The organism is Parachlamydiales bacterium, assembly GCA_041671045.1.
Lineage (GTDB): Bacteria > Chlamydiota > Chlamydiia > Chlamydiales > JABDDJ01 > JABDDJ01.
Genome location: JBAZCF010000007.1, coordinates 19010 through 38706 on the forward strand (window position 1 = coordinate 19010; position 19697 = coordinate 38706).

Consider the following 19697-nt stretch of genomic DNA (forward strand, 5'->3'; position numbering starts at 1 on the left):
AGTGTGAAAGGAAAACGGTAATTCTCTTACTAATTAATCATTTGTGAAATTCTTTTACTATTAAAGTCTAAAATTAATAGTTTATCATTTAATAAAATTAAATAACGTGTTACAATATTTACCTATGCGCATTATTAATAATTATTATCATATCATCGGGCTTTTTCACTCGATCAATCCTTTTAAGAATAATATGCTTGCTAAACTTGCAACCGATATTCTTTCACGTGCAGCTTTCTTACTATGCTCTCCTTATTTACTTATATCAAAGCGTGCAGGCTGGAGTTATATCAAGAAAAACACTCCCCTTTCTATTAGATCCCGCTTGGTATTAGATAATGTTCCTCTCAGTATTATTGATAGGACTTTCGATAAGTTTTATGACTTCTATAAAAAATGCCCGAAGGAAACGAAAAATATTGTTTACAATCTTTACGCAAAGAAAATATATTATTTTACATCCGAAGACATTGAATCGATATTAATACTATTCACTACAATACCGGTTGAAAATCGCACTTTATACTTTAAGCATATTGATAAAGTTATTTATACAGGCAAAAGTCCTGGTAACGTTTTAATTATGTTAAATTTCTATTCTAAATTTAATAATAACACTTATGCGCAAGTCAGTGAGTTTATTAAAGACATTTATTTACACTCTTCTCCTATAGATTTTCAGAAATTTTACGATGACCATCTCGCCGCTCTTAATATAGCTGAAAGAGAAAAGTTATTATCCTACCTAACAATTTTCAAATTTTATTCTATCCAAAATTGCTATACATGGTTTGCTTCAATTTCCGGGATATCGGAAACCAATAAGCCCATTTATTTATCACAGCTTTCACGTCTGATGGGTTATATCGATTATAATTATAATACCAATACCGTCAGAAAAATCCTTAGATTATTCTCTAAACTTCCTCTCATGAAAATTGAGGCTGTAATTGACTTTTTTTATAAAGCTAATCTTCTTAAGCATAATTCCTCTTCTTTAGATAGGTTTACTGCATTGGGATTTTTAGGAGAATTTTTACACCGTTTTTCAATGCAAGATTTGGAAGATCTATTAGAAATAGTGGATCTAAGACGCCCCTCCAACATGGATAATCTGAACCCCCTCCTTTCTTACGCCTGTAAACTTAATAAAGAACAATTTAATGCGCTGAAATCCCAGATGAATCTGATTTCAACAAGCTATGGTTTAGAATATTTTAAAAATAATGGCGCTAGCATCCTACGAAATATTTGTAAGGTCATCAGACATCTTCATCCTAATGATATCCATTCACAAAACTTAGAACTTCTCATTAGCTTTTCTCTAAACTCTAAAAATGAATACAATTTTAGAAAACTTGTGCAAATCGAGTTGTTATTCAACTGTTTGACTTACGAAGAAAGGATTCCTGCTTTAAATTACGCTGTAAACAATATTTTAAGTGATGGTTCAGAAGCCCTTTGGATTTATGATGCTATTAAAAAGGAGCCTTTTAAATGTCCCACAGATAGACCTATCTTATTTGTGGACCATGACCCTAGCACCGAATTATATATTTGGGACATGCCAGACTCTACAAGAATCACATTTTTCTTTTTGAAATATGGGGAACTTAATAATAAATTATTTATTCCTCCCATAGATATAATAGAAGGAACCCAATTTGATATTCTTGATACACACTTGAATATGGCAATTAACCGCTATCTTAGCAATACTGATAACTTAAAAAAATCGCATGAATATCTCACTCGTTTATTACAAAGTGACTTGCTACCCGGTCTTAAAATTCAAGTTGTACAGCTTATCTTAAAAGAAGCTCGCATGCTGCAAATAGATGAAACGCATCCTTTATATTTGCTTGCCAGTGAAACACTTTCAAGCTGCAGTGATGAACACGAATTTTCCCCGAATAATCCCCATATACTTTACCAGCAGTTCCATAAACTTGCCGCCTCCGAATCCCTTATTGAGTATACACCTCCCCCAGAAAATGTGTTGGATCAGAGTGTAAGCTGGAATCTCGACACGTTGCGTAAAGAAGGCCGGCAAACATTTTGGGATAAATTGACACGTGAGGTTCTTCCAAAGGGAATTTCAATGGCAAGTATTACACCTCTCTTTGATAGTTTGAAATTAAGGATTGCGGGATTGCCTTCAGCTCAGAAAACAGAGATTCTATCTGTCATACTTGTGGAAGAAACGTCCTCAATAAATTCAATCTACGACAATATCATCACAATGCCCTTCTTATCCCAAGTGTTAAATTCCCCCGACAATCCCAATGGGACAATCTCACGGCAGCTATATATGGCGACAATGGCCATTCAAAACATTTTGGAAGCTCCTCATGATTTAGCTCCCGGGGAGTTGATCACTCCAAGGGAAGAAAAGCTTGTTTTATTTGCCCGAGCTATCGCGGAATGCAATACAGGTAAGAATGACGCCCTAATCGACTATTATAATAGAATGCCGGAAAACTTATGGAAAGGTTGCCGTGCGCATGAATTGCCTAAAAGTATTGGCAGGACCACTTGGAATGGTCTTTGGACTGAAGTGAAGACCTCCCTGAAATCAAAAGGCGATCAGAAGCATCTCCATAAAATACGTCAGATTGAAAGCCATGTTATCAACACTACATTCTTTCAAAATCTTCTGGCAATACCTCAAGATCCGCATGCAGAGATTTCATACACCCAGTACCAGTTTTTGACTTTGCTTAAAGCCGTTTCAGATCTAAAATCGGAAAAACGCTCTGAGGCATTATTCAAACATTTAAAGGGTATTCACAGATCTTCTAGAGGTATTCGTGAAGGAATTGAGCGACGCTATAATAAGTTGGGCAAAAGCTATATGCGTGCACATACTGTGACAAGCAATGCGGAATTCCAAAAAGTTTTCATCTACCAGAGCATCCAGGCGATGATGAAAACAGTTTTCAATAGCCCCGGTTTTTTTGAAAAACTTACCCACATAAAAGATTACACCCAGCTTTCGCATGCGGGCGACTTTTTTGCTAACCGCTTCCACATGCAGCTAGGTTATTCCCATGAGATCATTTTAGATCCTAGCACTCCGGTACTACCTCTCCAGCTTATAAATTATATGGACAGGCCAGGAGACTTCTTAGAGATGTTCTTCAAAGAATTTACCATCGAGTCAGTTATTAAACAGATTATTATTGATTCCACAACTTCACTGCTAGATAACGTGCAACGTAATGACCTCCTCGAGTTGATTCCAAATGCTGAAGGTAGAATGACTTACGACGAGGACACCGGTCAGTCCGTGCTCACTGAACAAGGTGCGTTGGAATGCTTGACAGCCTTACAGCTTGTTAAAATTGCCTAAAAAATCGTTTCTCACACTCCTATACCAGGACGTGGTTAGTGTGCTGTGATATTGTATGAAGGCTACCATAAAAAACACAATTCTTATTTGGCACGGATACGGTCCTTACATTTTTTTATGTCATAGCTTACTAGTTGTTCGTCATTGACACTTTTTGATAAACTCCCCATTCACACTTTAGGGTATTAAAATGTCTGCCATCAAGCCTTCAACGAGTGATACAGGTTCGTCCGTGCCGGCTGTCTTTCTAAGCCATTCAAAAAAACTATTTGAAAATATCTTCAGGATGACTCATTAGGATATAAAGAGATCCTCACTACAAAAAGAATCGATCTCTTTCAAGAAACGAAGAGCAGTATAAAGATCATCTATAACATCGCAATGACTCTTTTCCCCAGATTACAGCAATTTCCAAAACTAAGAGTCTATCACTCTGAGCTGCAAATCATCCTACTCCATTCGCGCGGAGAGATCATACCCGAACTGAATGGTTTATCCTTAGAACAAAAAAAGAATATCATTAGGGTGTCTGTAAGACTTGGATATATTTGGAGAGAGGAATTAGCCGCTTTATTAAATAATGCAGAACCCTACACACCCCCTATTTTCCTGCAGGATGGAATTACCCGGAAGAATTTCGGACATGTACGAGCATCGATGATGTGTTAAGCAAACTCATGGAAATCAATAGTATTCGTTACTACTTTTCGTTTCTGGATGCCGTCATGGCTGATCCAAGCTGGTATCAGCTAAGACGTGGAAAAATATTATGGGCGTTAAAAATGGTCAATCCTTTAAAGCATTTTTCCCATTTGCACATCATCATTGATCATCATGATACTGATACACTATATAGTACGGTGTGTGCTAATACCGATTTTGAGAATCTTTTCCTCTATATGATGGAGAACTCTTTTCATCGGTCTTTAGAGGGCCATTTAGTAAAGCCATTAAAAGTGGAATTAAAAATCAGAAGCAGCCACCTTCACACTCTTAGGCCTTTATCCAATCCCAGGAATGAAATAAAAAAAGCTCTAAAGTGCATAGAGAGAGTAAAAACATCCAAGCATTTTAAACATCCTGAGTGCCGTAAGCGGATTGAAGTTTTCGAAGCTTATGTCCAAGAAAATTTCCTCAGTACGGCTAGCTACAAGTTGAAAGTGTAAGTTCGTAATAAACGATATCCTATTATATATAGCGTTTGAAAAGCTGCAGTAGCTTAGCTAATACCTGTTTATTTATTTCAACATCCGGTCCAAACATTATTCCGGTAGTATCTTGTTCAATAGTTAGGATACCCGTGGGTGGATTATTATTGGGGAACAGCTGCCATTTAAAAGGAATGATCGCATGGATGGCAAATCGGTTGAAACCTCTCGTTTTAGGATCCATCAGAATGGCGTATTTTGTTTGTGTCACAGAGGATGTATCTCCGACTATATGAATTTCTAAACTTATGCCCTTAAGTTGTCCGTGGTAATGTTCCTTTGAAGTCCCTTCATAGATATTAATAGTATCCAAAGACGTTCTTATCAGTTGATCTGCAGGCATCCACGCATTGTTGGTACACCCACGGGCTATTTCTTCACACGGCAGATGTAGATTGCTATTGTATTGATCTCTTTCAGGTGAGCTTTTCCACTTTTTCCAGTCTTCTAGAAGAGGTTGAATCTCTTTTAGGATATGTTCATGACTTACAGGAGAAGAGGTATGCTTTGAAATTTCTAAAAGAAATTGAGATAATGTCTCTTCGATTGAAGTATGCTCCCTGGGATTAGCATGTGAGTGGTATTGTGTTTGGTTTATTTTGATGTATACGGGTATGAGCTTATTATCTGGAAAAAGCGACCGTATTATTTCAATTAAAGGTATAGTGGAAATAATTCTTGGGCTTGCATTAGCGTCAACAGGAACATCAATCCCATAAAGATTATTCATATCTTCAGGAATTTGTTTCCAATCTCGTTTAAATTTGTAAATTTTTTCTAATTGTTTATGCAAACTTAAAATAGGATGTTTTTTCTGAATATCTGCTAACTTATCTGCTAAAGCTGTTTGCTTAAGAAATTGGGCTATTTGATCACTCTCAGATAAATTTTGGTCAGTCTTTTTTCTGCGCGGGGAATGCACTCCTGAAATAGGTTCCGATACCTGTTGGGAAGAGCTCTCCACAGTGCCTTTGGCTAGTGTAAATGATGCATTTTGACCCACATTCCTGTTATGTTCCAGTAAACTTAAGCAGTATGTTTGAATGAGTTCTATGAGAATCTGTTTATTGTCACGTAAGCTCGTTTCAAAGGCTTCTTTGCCTATTTTTAGAAGTTCAGTTCCATTTTCTAAAATTTCAATGGTCGCTGAACGCGTTTGCCCGTCAATTAAAGCTATGTCTCCAAAGAAATCTCCGGCGGATTTAAAAGCTTTTATGACTTTCTGAACCTTTATTTCCTCTTTTCCATTTGCTGATCTGGACTTTTCTTTTATTTCCACTATGACAGCTGCCAGCCCTTTGGTGATGATATACATTGCATCCCCAGGATCCCCTTGCTTAAATAGTATTTCCTTTGCATGGCGAATATGTTTTTCGGCTGCAAAAAACAAATCCACTTTTCCCATAAATGAGATCTTTTCAAATAGTTTTATAAAATTGAAAATTTCCATTTGTTTGAGCATTAAGAGAACTTCTTTAAGTTGGGAAGTCCAATCAGGAATATCCGTTCTATTCCGCAATTGATAAAGGAATAAAGAAAGCTGAAAATGGAAGTATGTTTCTTTTTGGGCGGTATCTTTTAAATTAGGTTGATAAAAATGTTTGCAAACGACTTTTACGATATCAAAATAGGGATGTAAAGAAGGATGCTGGACACAGATAAATAATAGCTTGGCAGCTATAGTACCATCCAGATGATGTGGATGGGAAAGAATTTTGTGAAATTGTTGTAGCAGGATTATTTCGAAGACGCTGATTTCTTGTTTTTGTTCGGGATGGACTTCTTGTAAAGTCCGTAGGTAAATAACAAGTTCAAGCAATGATTCGCATTTGGCGTGTATAGAGGGATTTAATAATTTGGGGAAGACTTCATAAATGTAATCCTTTGGTTCAACGGATAAGATATCTTTAGGCTGGTATTTTTTCACTTGATCTATGATATCGTCATACAATTCTTGCTCTTTTAATACAGAGAATTGAAGAGAGGTTTTTCTCTCTAGCGGTGAGACGGCTTTAGCTTCAACATTCATCTCATTACACAAACGGACAGCGTCTGAAATACGAATAAAGAAATCTTTTAAGACGTTAAAATGTTTATATATAACCTTTCGGAAAGTACTGCCCGGTATTTTTAGTAAAACGGTTTTCCCTTTTCCAAATGCTTTTACAGAAAGAGTGCGAATGCCTTCTGTAAAGAAAGCTAATTCACCGAAAAGGCTATTCTCTTTAAAGAGTATTTGTAACTTATCATTATAAGCCACAACGGCCCCCTTATCGACTATGTAGGCAGAATCCGCTTTGTCTCCTGCATTAAATAATTGGGGTTTTGACTCTTCTAATGTTACAAATTCGCAATGACGGGCGATTTTCTTAGTATTTTTAGTATCTAAGTTTTTGAAAATACATGATTCACATAAGAGGTTAAATTCTTCAATTCGACTGGCAAAGATATTAAGCAGACTCGAGGACTTTCTTGGTGCTGCCGTTTCACTGGTTAAAGATATCGCTGGGAGTCCTATTAAGGATGTTGAAGTTGCCATAAGTGTAATACAACGTAATGATTACGCTGCCCTCTTAAATGTTGCTATATTTGTTTTTATTTACTCTATTTCGAACTTACGTCACATTTCAAGTTATGAAAAATTTGAGTTCTAAATTCATTTATAAAGCCTTAAAATTTTTTAGCCATATTATTATAATTTGTATTGATACTTATTTCTGTGCTTACTTATTTTCTAATATGCGTACATGCGACCAGTCATTCTCTACAGGTCCATTCATACACTGAATGCATCTCTCTTTGAAAATAGCCGCCGTAATATCATCATGATTTATCTCTAAAACTTTTTGAAAAGCATGTAAAGCCTCAGAGAATTTTTTTTCTCTAAACAGCAGAAGTCCTTCTCCAAAATCTTTCATTGTTTTTTTGCAAAGCTCTTTGGAAGCTTGGCATTCTCCGTCGAAAACCTGGTAGACAATGACGTTCTTATTTCTACCTTTGACCTTAACAGTATCCATAAGACGAATTGTATATTGTGAGGGATTGGTTAAATTATGGTAGATGTTTTCACTGATGAGGAGGGATGCGCCGTACATTTTTGTCATGCCTTCAATACGTGAGGCCACATTGACAGCATCGGAGACTACGGTTTGTTCCATACGGTTTTTTGTTCCTACCGTGCCTACCATCATCTCGCCTTTATCTATGCCAATCCCTACTCTGATGGGAGGTTTATCTTCTCCCAAACGTTGGTAGCTATATGCTTCAATATTTTTCAAAAGGGCGATGGCTGCATCCAAGGCGTCATTAGCATTCGTATGAAAAAGGGCCATTAGGCCATCCCCAAGGTATTTATTGATAATCCCATTCCGTTCAAGAATAGGATTTTGCATGAGCTCTAGCAGGTGGTTGATCAGCTGCATGTTTTCTTCGGAAGAAAGGTTTTCAGCAATCGTGCTGTAGCCTCTAACATCGACGAAGAGAACGATCATATCCTTTAGGACTTGGTCACCTACTTTGACTTCTAAGATACTATCTTTATTAAGGAGTTTTAAGATGTCATAGGGAATGAATTTTTGATAAGCTTCGTTCAGAGCCACAGTGTAGTCATTCAGCTGATGTAATTCATCCGTCCGTAAAAGAAGTTCTGAGTTCTTCCTGGCCATGTTAGTGTTGTAAACAAGCCCGATAAGAATCACCAATATAAAGAGCCCTGCTAAGGATAAGAGCTTTAATCGGAAGTAATTATCCAGTTTCTTTTTTTGTTGCTGGTTTTCTTCGATCAAAAGGTCTTTTCTTTTATTCTGCTCTTCAATGTGGTCTATGAGGCATTCTTTTTCCCTTAATAGAAGGGAAAGCTCATTTGTTTGTTTAGATAATTCGTATTTCTGCTGATAGATGTTCACAAAGACAGCGACTTTGCTTTTTAGGACATTCACATCGAAAGGTTTGAAAATATAGTCGACCCCCCCAGCCTGATAACCGCGGAAAATGAAGTTTTTATCTTGGTCGAAAGCCGTAACAAAGATGATGGGGATATACCGCGTTTCTTCGTGCTCGCGCATAAGTTCTGCGACTTCAAAGCCGTCCATGTAAGGCATTTGCACATCGAGCAAAACGACGGCAATTTTATGCTGAATCAGCTGTGTCAGGGCTTCATTCCCATTCGTAGCGGTGATAATGGTTACATCAAGAGATTCCAATGCCGTTTTCATTACAAAGATATTGGCGGGGGTATCGTCTACAATTAATACTTGAGCCCTATCGATAGCCATAATTAACTCAGTATTGAGGTGATTTTATTAATAAGGTTTTCAGAATCAAAGGGTTTATAAATGAACTGAGGACTATTGATAGTGTATATACTCAGTGAGTTTTCCTCGTGGCTATCTGCGGCGGTCATAAAAATAATAGGCACCGAAGAATACCCTGGAAGTACTTGAATAGCTTGAGCAGCCTCATAACCATTCATACCCGGCATTTTCACATCCATTAATATCAATGCGAAGGACTGTTGAGCTACCAAATTTAGAGCCTCTTGCCCTGAAAAAGCTTTAGTGATCTGAAAAGGGAGTTTTTTTAAGACGCTGGCTACTGCTAGATGGTTAGGATAGTGATCATCCACGACAAGAATGTGGCGCAGGGATGTTTCTGACATTAGTCTTTTCCTTGCTTTAAGAGTTGGGTTATTTTAACAGACATTTCACTTGAGTTCAGAATAAGAGTGGAAGGAGTTCTCTTGATAGCTGAAGAAGGCATTAATTGAAATTTAGCAGTTTGAGGATCTTCCACAATCGTAATCCCTTTTCTATTCATAATATCAGCTATCCCCTCGCTCCCGTCGGTGTTGGCACCGCTCAATAGTATACCGATGAGTTGTTCCCTATATGCCTCTGCAGCTGAGGAGAAAAGAACGTCAATGGATGGACGAGAAAAGCACACTTTTTCTTCTGAAGAGTAGCTGAAAGTATAGTCTTCTTCCACTAGCAGGTGATAGCCCGGAGGAGCGATATAGATTACACCCGGCACGACATATTCTTTCTCTACAGGCTCACGCACGGCCAACGAGGTGAATCTTTTAATGAGTGATGCAAAGTATTTCCCACCTTCCTGACCGACATGCAAAACGACAATAATCGGAAGCGAAAAATCTTTTGGAAGAGTCTTGATAATATTTTCCAAGCTCTCGAAACCTCCGGCAGAGCCCCCACAGACAATTGCTTTAAATTTTTCTTTCATTTTAGCCTAAAGTTTTCTGAAAATTTTTTCTCTTTCAGAAATCACTTCAAATTTATCTTTCTTTTCCATGAAATCCATGCTCTCTTTAGGCCCTAGACAGAGGAATCCCCTATGGACAAGGCTATTTTGAAATAAGCTGATCACTTTATTTTGCAGAGGGCGCTTAAAATAGATTAGGACATTACGACATAGGATCACGTGCATATCACCGAAAATGCCATCAGTATCTAAGTTATGGGTAGAAAATACGACATTCTCTTTTAACGAGTCTAAGAATTTGCCGTAACCATATTTTTGATGATAATAATGAGAAAGAGAGTATTTTCCTCCCGCTTCAGTATAGCGGAGTGAGGCCCTTTCCAATTCATCTATGCGATAAATACCTTCTTGAGCTACTCTTAAAGCCTCATGATTTATGTCAGTGCCGTAGAGAAGGAATTTTTTACTGAAGCCCATCTCTGTCAACAGAATGGCCATAGAATACACTTCTTCCCCTGTAGCGCATCCTGCATGCCAAATTTTTATGAAAGGATATGTCTTTAAGATGGGAACGATCTTTTGAATGCATGTTTTAAAAAACGAGGGGTCACGGAACAACTCTGTCACTGAAATAAGGCATGTGGAGAGGAGGTTGCCGAAAAAGTTCTCGTCTCTAAGCAGAGGAGAAATACACTCTGAAAGGTTACTATAAGGGGATTTTTCCAGAAAAAGCTTCAACCGTCGAAGGATTGAAGCTTTAGAATAGTTTCCGAAATCATATCCATGCCGTTTATAGATAGCCTTAATAAACAGATCGAATTCAATTTGTTCTATATCATGGGAAAGCATGAACTTCTCATTTCCTCACAAGATTATTTTGGGCATGTGCATACCACAGTTTAATTAAGCTGAGCAGTTTATCTACGTCTACCGGCTTAGTTAAGAAGTCATTTGCACCGACTTCGAAAGCTTTGTTTTTATCTTCGGGCAAGATTTTCGCCGTTAAGGCAATGATAGGGATGTTATCATATTGTTTTTGCATCCTTATTCTGCTGATAGCCTCATATCCATCCATCACGGGCATCATTATGTCCATGATGACCAGTTCGATGCCGGGCTCGCTTTGCAATTTATCTAAAGCTGTTTTTCCGTTATCCGCTAAGATGATGACAAGACCTTTCTTTTTCAATGCGGAAGAAAGTGCAAAGGTATTGCGCATATCATCATCAACAACGAGAACTTTTACATTTTCAATAGACTGATTTGGGTTGCTGGGAGCCTGGGTATTCTGCTGGGAATTATCTTTGGATTTAATTTTGTGTAAAAAGAGGTCTAATTCATCTAAAAGACGGTCTTTAGAATTAATACCTTTAAGAATAAAGCTGGAGGTGTATTCGTTGAGTTCATCAAATTCCTCTTTATTTAGGTCGCGTCCGGTGTAGACTATAACCGGGGGCAGTTTAATGGTAGGCAGTGTATTAATACGCCTTAACAGCTCTGCGCCCGATATATCAGGCAATTGCAGGTCGAGGATGATGCAATCAAACTGTTCATTTTGAATCTTCTCGATAGCTTTAAGACCGCTATCAACGATAGTGGCAAAAATATTTTTGTTTTTAATGATGTTAGAAATGGCCTGTTGTTCGCTGTAGGTATCTTCAACAACCAGTACATTTTTGATGCTTCTCTTCTGAGTATGGCACACATTAGAAAGAGCTTTTTCAATGTCTGAGGACATGACAGGCTTGGTCAAATGTCCCACCGCTCCTTTTTGAAGGGAAAGCGCTTCATCGGCATCAAAAGAAATCACATGGACAGGTATTTGGCTTGTCTCAGGGTTTTCCTTCAACTTTTCCAATATTTGCCTGCCGCTCATGTCGGGTAGTTCTATATCAAGGGTTATGCCTTTAGGAAGATATTTCTGTGATAGATCTAAGGCTTCCGCCCCTGTGGAAGCCCATAGGCATTTATAACCTTTCTTATGGCAAATCCCTTTTAAAATCATAGAGAAGCTGATGTCATCTTCCACAATAAGGAGAACTGGATCTCCCCTTTGAACCGAATTTCTATCGTCAATTTCCTTTATCTCATTAACAATTATTGGTTTATGCTCCAAACACTGGGGCTGAGCTATTTCTTGTAGAAATGAACTTTCAACCTCGCAACACTTTATCTCATTGATTATTACAGGTTTATGTTCAATCACATGAGGCTGGCCCATTCCTTTTTTTTTTCCGTAACAGCTTCTTTATGTTCAAGAGGAAGATAGAGAGTGAAGGTACTGCCCTTGCCTATTTCGCTTTCAATGTGGATTTCACCATTAAGTATCCTAGAAAGTTCTCTTGAGATGGAGAGGCCTAGGCCGGTTCCACCGTATTTTCTGCTGGTTGACCCATCGCCCTGTTGGAAAGCTTGGAAGATGATGTCTTGTTTGTCTTTTGAAATACCGATTCCTGTATCTATCACAGAGAAACCGATGCAATTGTAGGGAGAAAGTAAGGGTGAACGGAATTGTGTTTGCGGGGCAGGAGGGTGGATTTTAAAGGTCACACTCCCCTTTTGCGTAAACTTAAAGGCGTTAGAGAGGAAGTTCTTTAATATCTGCTCTGCCCGATGACCATCTGTTTTTAGTGTAGTGTTCGATAGGTTATAAATTTCTTGTACGAATTGGAGGCCTCTTTCATTGGCTATGGGCCCAAAAGATCGCTTTAGATTTTCAATAATGGATTGAAATTTCACTTCATCGATTTGAATCTGTAGTTTTCCCGCTTCCACTTTTGAAAGGTCTAAGATATCGTTGATAAGGGTAAGTAGATCCTGACCGCCGCGATGGATAACACTTGCAGATTCGATTTGTTCTTTGGTGAGGTTGCCGTCTTCGTTTTCTGCGAGGCTTTTACTGAGGATAAGCAGACTGTTCAGCGGTGTTCTTAGCTCATGCGACATGTTGGCTAGAAACTCCGACTTGTACTTGCTAGCTAATTCAAGCTCTTTTGCGCGGTGTTCCAATTCACCTTTGGCTTTTTCAATTTGGGTACTCTTCACCTTAATTTCGCTAGACTGTGTCTCCAGATATGTCGTCTTAAGGTTAAGTTCTTCATTCTTATTCTTAATTTCTTCTTCGGATTTCTTAAGGACAGAAGTTTGTCTTTCCAATTCCTCATTACTTTTTCGGAGCATTTCTTGCTGGGACTGCAGCTCTTCGTTAGTGCAGCGGAGTTCTTCCTGTTGCGCTTGCAGCTCATCGGATTGACGCTTACTATCGTCAAGAAGGAATTTCATCTTCTCGCTATTTTGGCAGGATTTTAGCGCGATAGCGACATTTTCGCTCACCTGGCGCAAAAGTTCCATTTTGGTGCTGTCAAAGACATCATGCGAAGCAAGCTCCATAACGCCTATCAGTTCTTTTTCGATCAATAGCGGTGAGACAAGAATATTTTTAGGTATAGCTTCGCCTAAGCTGGAACTGATGGTGGTGTAGTCATCAGGAACATTTGAGAAGACGATGATCTCTTTTTCGAGTGCGCACTGTCCGACCAGACCTTCGCCGAATTGGATTTTACTGCGGTCGCCTTTACGGCGGTGGAAGGCGTAGCTGCCGACTAGTTCTAGGGTTTTTTCCATGGTGTAGTCGACCTGGTAGATAGTGCCCATCAACGCACCTGCGTACTTTGATAAGAAGGAGATGATATTCTTGCCTAGTTCCCTAAGGTCTTGGTCTCCCCGCATTATATTGGAGAGCTCAGCTTGACCGGTTTTAATCCAAGCCGACTTCTTACTTTCATAGGACATTTCGCGAAGGGCCCTGGTCATCTCACTAACGGCTTTACCCAGTTCATCGAGATCGCTTAGAGGGGTAAATTCAATATCGTATCTACCTTGCGCAATAATCTTAGTTTGTTTAACGACCTCTTTAAGGTTATCCATCATCTGGTTGATAGCGGCTGAAAGGCGTTTGTCTTGTTCCCCTGTCGACTTATAGCCTTGGGAGAAATCCCCGATAGCAATGGACTCTGCCACCATTGTCACTTTATCCAGGATGGAGTTTGTATCATCCAGTAGGGCTTTCACCTTATCGTTCATCAACTGACTGTAAGATTCTGTAATGAGGGCTATGTCAAGGCTGCAAAGCTTTCTGAAGGCAGAGGAAAAGAGAGCGCTTTTAGCATGATCTGAAATAAATTCGTCCGTACGGCTCATCCACCATTCAATGGAGAAGTTCATACCCACGCAGTAGGTGTTGATAGGAAGGTTAATGCGTGCATGTGTGAAGCCGATCGTTGTCCGGTTTTTGACATAGTCCTGGTCTATACGTCCGTTGAAAAAAACCGCCCAATAGGCTTTCTGCTGGAATTTAACATGGGGAATCATCGATTCATTAATAAAAAACGTTTTAAACTCGCGCAGAGAAGGCATCCATTTGTACATATCTTCAATAAAAACGTCTAAATATTTTTTTGCTTCCACACCTGACTGTCTAATGATTTCAAGTTCTTCTTCCTGTATGTTAAAACGAGTTTTCAACATGATAGGATCTAGATTTTGGAGGAAATTTTCAGACATTTTGCTACCTCATAGCGAATTGTAAATGACTAATTTCTAGGTTATGCTTTTCTAAGAGTAGAGACACTACTGTGCAAGGGGGGGATTGTCAAGTTAAAAAATGAATTTGTTACTTAAAAATTGATTTTTGAAAGCATTGAAAATGGTTAAGTATATTTTAAGGTATAAACAAGGGCATAAACTAATAAATTCGTTCATGCCTAAGGAATAAAAGCCTGTATAACACTGGAAGCAGTTATTTTCCTGCAGTACTCATTAGCTGACATTGCAAAATGAGGTATTGATAAAGTCGTTCGATACCTCCGCGCTGATTTTGCCAGCTCAAAGATTTATTCACTAAAATAGCATTGTAGGCATCTTGAAACCAAACCTGCGGAACATCCGCGGTATTATTCTGCATATCGCTCAAGACTGAACACATAAAGAGGATGCGCGAATTATCATCGAGATCGCTAACTTGTGCTATCAAGTCCGAGGTATACCCTTGAAAGGGTTGGGATGTTTTATCATCGATGTAGAGTTTGGGAGGAATGGTATACATCGAAATAAAATCGCCGCACCACCAGAAAATATCGGTGGGAACTTGACTTTGAAACGCAGCAATAATGTCCTTGCTGTTCGAAGGATTTAAATCACGCATGCAGTCGTAAAGCATGAGTGCTGTTAGATTCCTGCAGGCAACAAGTGATTTGCATCCTTCAAAATGATTGTCATTATCCTGTGAAAGTTCAATGGCAAGGCACAAATACCAGACAGCATTCAGCGGTCGTGTCAATTTATTTATTTCGCCTGCTTTCTGGTATATATTTTGAATAATCGGAACGGACACTTTTAAAAACTGGGTGTCGATCCATCTAACGGCCCAACTGGAAGAGATTTGCGAATAAATAAGCTCACAGGCAGGAGGTAAAGAGCCGATAGAAGTCTGGGCAGAAGGCGATTCAACTTGATTAACGAAAGTATCAAAAGGAACATATTCTAAGCGCATAGATTCTCCAAAAGTGATTATTACATATGGAAATGTTCACCTAAATAGCGTGTCCTAACCAAAGGATCATTTACAAGGTCGTTCACATCTCCGCTGCATAGAACCTTACCCTCGTAGACAAGATAGCTGCGGTCGACAAGGCTGAAGATCTCACGTGCATTATGGTCGGTGATGAGGACGCTAATATTGCGGCTAGCCAACAACTTCACCAGGGCTTTGACTTCTTCGACGGAGATGGGATCAATATTGGCAAAAGGCTCATCTAGAAGTAAGCATTGGGGATTGGTCACTAGGGCGCGGGTAATTTCTAAACGGCGTCTCTCTCCGCCAGATAAGGCTACAGAGACTTTCTTTGCAAGATGTTCCAAATGCAGTTCTGCTAAAAGCTGTTGGAGCTTTTCATTACGCTGCGTTTTAGATAGCGGTAAGGTTTCAAGTATGCTAAGAATATTTTCTTCCACAGTCAAAGGACGGAAGATAGAGGGTTCTTGCGCAAGATAACCCATTCCTGCATGCGCTCGTTGGTGTATGGGCCAACGTGTAACGTCTTGTCCTTTAAACCAGACTTTGCCTCCGTCAGGCTTAATCAATCCCATTGTCATATAGAATGCAGTGGTTTTACCGGCACCGTTGGGGCCCAGGAGTCCTACGATTTCGCCTGCACTCACTTCGAAGGATAGACCATCCACTACGCGTTTATTTCCGTAGGATTTTATCAACCCTTCGACTCTTAGCACAGGCTGGGAGCTATCCGGCGTCATCATGGCTTTTTTAGGGCTGAGGATTGAAAACGGTTCATTAGTTCGCTTAGCTCTTGTTCTGCAAAAACAAAGCGTACATCGCCCAAGGCTTTAACGTGGGGTTTGGCTTTATCGGTATTTTGTTTGACCAGAATTTTGGGAGCGCTAATGGTGATGCTATTCTGTTTATCATAGTACAGGACCCTGTGGGGGGCGATAGCAGAAAGTTCCCATTCGTGCTTTACTGGATTATAGTCCAAGGCATCGGCAATGGCATATTGAGAGCCGGAAGCCGTGTATTTTTGAATTTTGACATTACCGGCAAGATGAATACTCTTGGGGGTAAGCGTTTGGTTGTCTTTATATAGGTATGCCGTCAAGTTATCACCATAGATCAACGAAGTAGGGTCTTCCATACAAATTTGATCAGGAGCTGCATTGCTAGTGATGGCGTTGGTCTCAAGGTCCCATTCCAGATGGGGAGCTTTAATAGAAAAGGGAGAAACATCGACAAGCGAGTTGATGAAGACATTGTCTTCCAATTTTATTTTAGATATTTCTGTTTTCTGTTCCATCTTTTTAGGAAAGATCTGAGCTTGACCGGCCATGATTTCAACCGTTTCAAAACGTGCCTTGACATTATCCATTAAACGCAAAGTCGTGCCGTCGTATTCGGCTGAGCCTGCATCAATAACTTCCAAGCTATTCGGCACGCTGGGGCGGGCTTTGGGTTCTGCCGAGACTTTCTGCATGACGATCTGGGAGCTCTTGGGATAGAAAAGCGCTTGCTGTGCCTGCAGCCGATAGGAAAGCTGACGTTCGCCCTTAGGTTCCCACGTTGCTGTAATTGTCTCCATTTCCTCTACAGACTGACCTAGTCCTTTTTTTGGGTAAAGCTCAAGGGTAGACTTATCACAGACGACATTTACAGTCCCCCGGGGCGTGGTCCCGCCATTCAAGTGCGTTTTTTCCACGCCATAGCGCACTTGCTGAGTGGAGGAAGAAGTATTTTCCTTTTTAGCAAAGGCAAAAACCTGGCGGTAGGTATCAGGAATGCTTTCCACATTGGGGTAAATAAGATAGGCCAACCCGGCCAAGGTTATGCAAAACAGAAAGAAACTGATATAGGAAGCCTGTTTTATTTTGCACATGTCTGGGCGTGTGGGGTGTTAGTGTGTAAAATTGCGTGGATAGCAATTAGCTGGTCAAGCAGCGCGGGCAGCTCGTGATGGGGCAGCATATTGGCAGCATCACTAGGAGCACGTGCCGGATCGTTATGTGTTTCTAAGAACACGCATTGAACGCCTGCTGCAACTGCTGCACGGGCTAACAAAGGGACATATTCGCGTTGTCCGCCGGTGATTGTGCCTAAGCCGCCGGGTTGCTGCACGGAGTGGGTTGCATCAAAGCAGACAGGAACACCGAAGCTCTGCATGATGGGCAATGAGCGCAGATCAGTGACAAGGGTGTTATAACCGAAGCTTGCGCCGCGTTCGACAAGGATAATGTTAGGGTTGCCGCTAGCGCGGATTTTCTCAACAACATTTCCCATATCCCAGGGAGCCATGAACTGCCCTTTTTTGACGCTGACGACTGCGCCGGTTTCGGCAGCGGCGACTAATAAATCTGTTTGACGGCAAAGAAAGGCAGGAATCTGGAGGATGTCTACGACATTTCCGGCTGCGCGTGCTTCTTCAATAGTATGCACATCGGTGACGATAGGGAGGTCAAATTCTTTTTTTATCGTTTCAAGGATACGAAGGCCTTCGTCCATTCCAAGACCGCGAAAAGAGGAGATAGAGGAGCGGTTGGCTTTATCGTAGCTTGACTTATAGATCAGGGGAATGTTTTTCTTGGCAAAAGTTTTCTGAAGGAATTCCGCCGACTGCAAAGCGTGTTCGCGGCTTTCAATGACGCAGGGTCCGCACATAAAAGCGAGAGGTTGGTCGAGGCCGATACGGATAGATTTGATTTTAACTGTATGCATGACGATGTCCATTATTATATAGAGCAACTCCCTGTAACGCTTCCTGCGGAAGTTTTGCTATTAGTTCCTGAATATTTAGCTGTGTGCCGTCCGCCATCTTCACCTCATGGGCCAGTTCGACTAAAGGGATGAGGACAAAAGCTCTTTCTTTCCAACAGGGATGAGGGATGCACAATTCGGGTTGATTATAAGCAATATCATCATAAAGGAGAATATCTAAATCGATCAGGCGGGGGGCATTTTTCGGTTTGTCGATCTTTCCTAATTCTTTTTCTATAGACTGCAGAAGATCAAGGAGTTGAAGTGGATTTAATGTGGTTTCGAAAGCCCAGGCGCAGTTCAAATAATCGGGTTGGGGAATGTCGCTGACCGGAGTTGTAAGATAGAGTTTAGAAGAGTTGAAAGCCTTAATCGCTCCGTTCTTCACCAAAATTCTCTCCGCTGCCGCTATCGTTTCTTGCGGATTCCCCAAATTTGCGCCTACTCCAATAAAAACTTTATGCATGCCTACCTTTTGTATTCACGTAAAATAGAATAAATACAATAATCCGTGTTCGCTTCCCTATACCCGAAATGATAACTATGTTTCGTCTTATTACACTATCCTTTTTAGCAGTAGCAGTCATGATAGTTTGCAGCTGTACTAAACCCTGTTATGATTATGCCGTCATGGGCGCCGATGAATTTGTCTGCGACTCTTATAAAATACGCGAAGGCAAGTTGATGATCTTGGAAATGACAGGAAAAGAACTAGGTGAACTTTGCTGCAGTGATCTATTGGAATACCGCGACGTTATTGTGGAAGACGACATTTTGAATATTTCGGTATACCATCCTAAACGTAAAGACTTGATGCAGTCCATCCAGATGCTGAATGAGAGCATCGGAGGTTTCAAGGTATATCATGGAGAGGTCAATTTACCCGATATCCCTTCGATCATGGTGGCGGGTCTGACTTTGGAAGAAGCTAAAGAAGTGCTGCAAAACAGTTTTAGGGAACATGTTCAAGATGTTGAACTGTATGTCACCTACCGCGACCGTTTGCAAAGGAAGGTAGAGCTGACAGGACTTGTGGGTGTATCCACCATTCCGGTAGACGGCAAAATACGCCTTTACGAAGTGATTTCAAAGGCACATATCTCCCCCAACGCCAACCTATTCATGAGCTATGTCATGCGTGAATGCTGCCCGCTGCCCCTTGATTTGTATAAGCTTATCAATGAAGGCGACATGTCACAGAATATCGTCATGCGCGGCGGGGATAAGGTCTTTATCGCCAACCCGAGCGATGCAACGATCATGGTGATGGGAGAAGTCCGGATACCGCGTGCTGTCAACTGTCCCTATGGATTCATTTCCCTGCGCGAAGCCATTGTCAATGCAGGAGGAATCCCCTTTACTGGCGACCTACAGCGTATCCAAGTTATTCGCGGCAACTTGAAATGCCCCAAAATCTACTGCCTATCCTGGGACCACATTGTCCACCTGCCTAATGACAGCCTGCTGTTAATGCCGGGGGATACTGTCTATGTAAGCGCTAAACCTATTACAGAATGGAACCGCTTTATTGAACAGTTACTGCCAAGCTTTAGCGGATTTAGACAGTGTTATGATATTTATCAATTCGCCAATTAATAATGAG

16 protein-coding genes are annotated in these 19697 nt (G+C 40.4%); 4 read left to right on the forward strand and 12 right to left on the reverse strand.

Annotated features, from left to right (window positions below):
- The first annotated feature begins 124 nt into the window (after positions 1–124).
- The 3 genes from WC222_08370 (at position 125) to WC222_08380 (ending at position 4518) form a co-directional block, all read left to right on the forward strand.
- Positions 125–3352, forward strand: coding sequence for a hypothetical protein (locus WC222_08370; protein ID MFA6916397.1), 3228 nt, complete (start codon positions 125–127; stop codon positions 3350–3352).
- Positions 3353–3733: 381 nt separating this feature from the next.
- Positions 3734–4021: a hypothetical protein gene (locus WC222_08375; protein MFA6916398.1), complete on the forward strand. Its 288-nt coding sequence runs from the start codon at positions 3734–3736 to the stop codon at positions 4019–4021.
- A gap of 8 nt (positions 4022–4029) precedes the next feature.
- Positions 4030–4518 (forward strand): hypothetical protein, encoded by a 489-nt coding sequence (locus WC222_08380; GenBank protein MFA6916399.1) that lies wholly within the window; start codon positions 4030–4032, stop codon positions 4516–4518.
- Between the two features lie 22 nt (positions 4519–4540).
- Here WC222_08380 and WC222_08385 read toward each other — a convergent pair whose 3' ends face one another.
- From WC222_08385 to folK, 12 genes are all read right to left on the reverse strand, one after another.
- Positions 4541–7099, reverse strand: a complete 2559-nt coding sequence (locus WC222_08385; protein MFA6916400.1) for a cyclic nucleotide-binding domain-containing protein — start codon at positions 7097–7099, stop codon at positions 4541–4543.
- A gap of 184 nt (positions 7100–7283) precedes the next feature.
- Positions 7284–8834: a response regulator gene (locus WC222_08390; GenBank protein MFA6916401.1), complete on the reverse strand. Its 1551-nt coding sequence runs from the start codon at positions 8832–8834 to the stop codon at positions 7284–7286.
- 2 nt (positions 8835–8836) lie between these two features.
- Complete coding sequence (locus tag WC222_08395) at positions 8837–9217, reverse strand: response regulator (protein ID MFA6916402.1); 381 nt, start codon at positions 9215–9217, stop codon at positions 8837–8839.
- Positions 9217–9798 carry a chemotaxis protein CheB gene (locus tag WC222_08400; GenBank protein MFA6916403.1) on the reverse strand — a complete coding sequence of 194 codons (582 nt, stop codon included), beginning with the start codon at positions 9796–9798 and terminating at the stop codon, positions 9217–9219. The genes WC222_08395 and WC222_08400 overlap by 1 nt, the downstream gene beginning before the upstream one ends.
- Positions 9799–9804: 6 nt before the next feature.
- Positions 9805–10626, reverse strand: coding sequence for a CheR family methyltransferase (locus WC222_08405; GenBank protein ID MFA6916404.1), 822 nt, complete (start codon positions 10624–10626; stop codon positions 9805–9807).
- A 7-nt stretch (positions 10627–10633) separates the two neighbouring features.
- Positions 10634–11998, reverse strand: coding sequence for a response regulator (locus tag WC222_08410; protein ID MFA6916405.1), 1365 nt, complete (start codon positions 11996–11998; stop codon positions 10634–10636).
- The gene (locus WC222_08415) at positions 11980–14340 is read right to left on the reverse strand and encodes an ATP-binding protein (protein MFA6916406.1); all 2361 of its coding nucleotides are present in this window, start codon (positions 14338–14340) and stop codon (positions 11980–11982) included. The genes WC222_08410 and WC222_08415 overlap by 19 nt, the downstream gene beginning before the upstream one ends.
- Positions 14341–14575: 235 nt before the next feature.
- Positions 14576–15328, reverse strand: coding sequence for a hypothetical protein (locus tag WC222_08420; protein ID MFA6916407.1), 753 nt, complete (start codon positions 15326–15328; stop codon positions 14576–14578).
- Between the two features lie 20 nt (positions 15329–15348).
- Positions 15349–16092, reverse strand: coding sequence for an LPS export ABC transporter ATP-binding protein (gene lptB, locus WC222_08425; GenBank protein MFA6916408.1), 744 nt, complete (start codon positions 16090–16092; stop codon positions 15349–15351).
- Positions 16089–17219, reverse strand: coding sequence for a hypothetical protein (locus WC222_08430; protein ID MFA6916409.1), 1131 nt, complete (start codon positions 17217–17219; stop codon positions 16089–16091). Before WC222_08430 ends, lptB begins: the two co-directional genes overlap by 4 nt.
- Complete coding sequence (gene kdsA / locus WC222_08435; protein MFA6916410.1) at positions 17207–18055, reverse strand: 3-deoxy-8-phosphooctulonate synthase; 849 nt, start codon at positions 18053–18055, stop codon at positions 17207–17209. The genes WC222_08430 and kdsA overlap by 13 nt, the downstream gene beginning before the upstream one ends.
- A complete protein-coding gene (folK, locus tag WC222_08440; protein MFA6916411.1) occupies positions 18042–18560 on the reverse strand; it encodes a 2-amino-4-hydroxy-6-hydroxymethyldihydropteridine diphosphokinase in 519 nt (172 codons plus the stop codon). Before folK ends, kdsA begins: the two co-directional genes overlap by 14 nt.
- 77 nt (positions 18561–18637) lie before the next feature.
- Here folK and WC222_08445 point away from each other — a divergent pair, with 77 nt between their 5' ends.
- Positions 18638–19690, forward strand: coding sequence for a polysaccharide biosynthesis/export family protein (locus WC222_08445; GenBank protein MFA6916412.1), 1053 nt, complete (start codon positions 18638–18640; stop codon positions 19688–19690).
- Positions 19691–19697 lie beyond the last annotated feature (7 nt).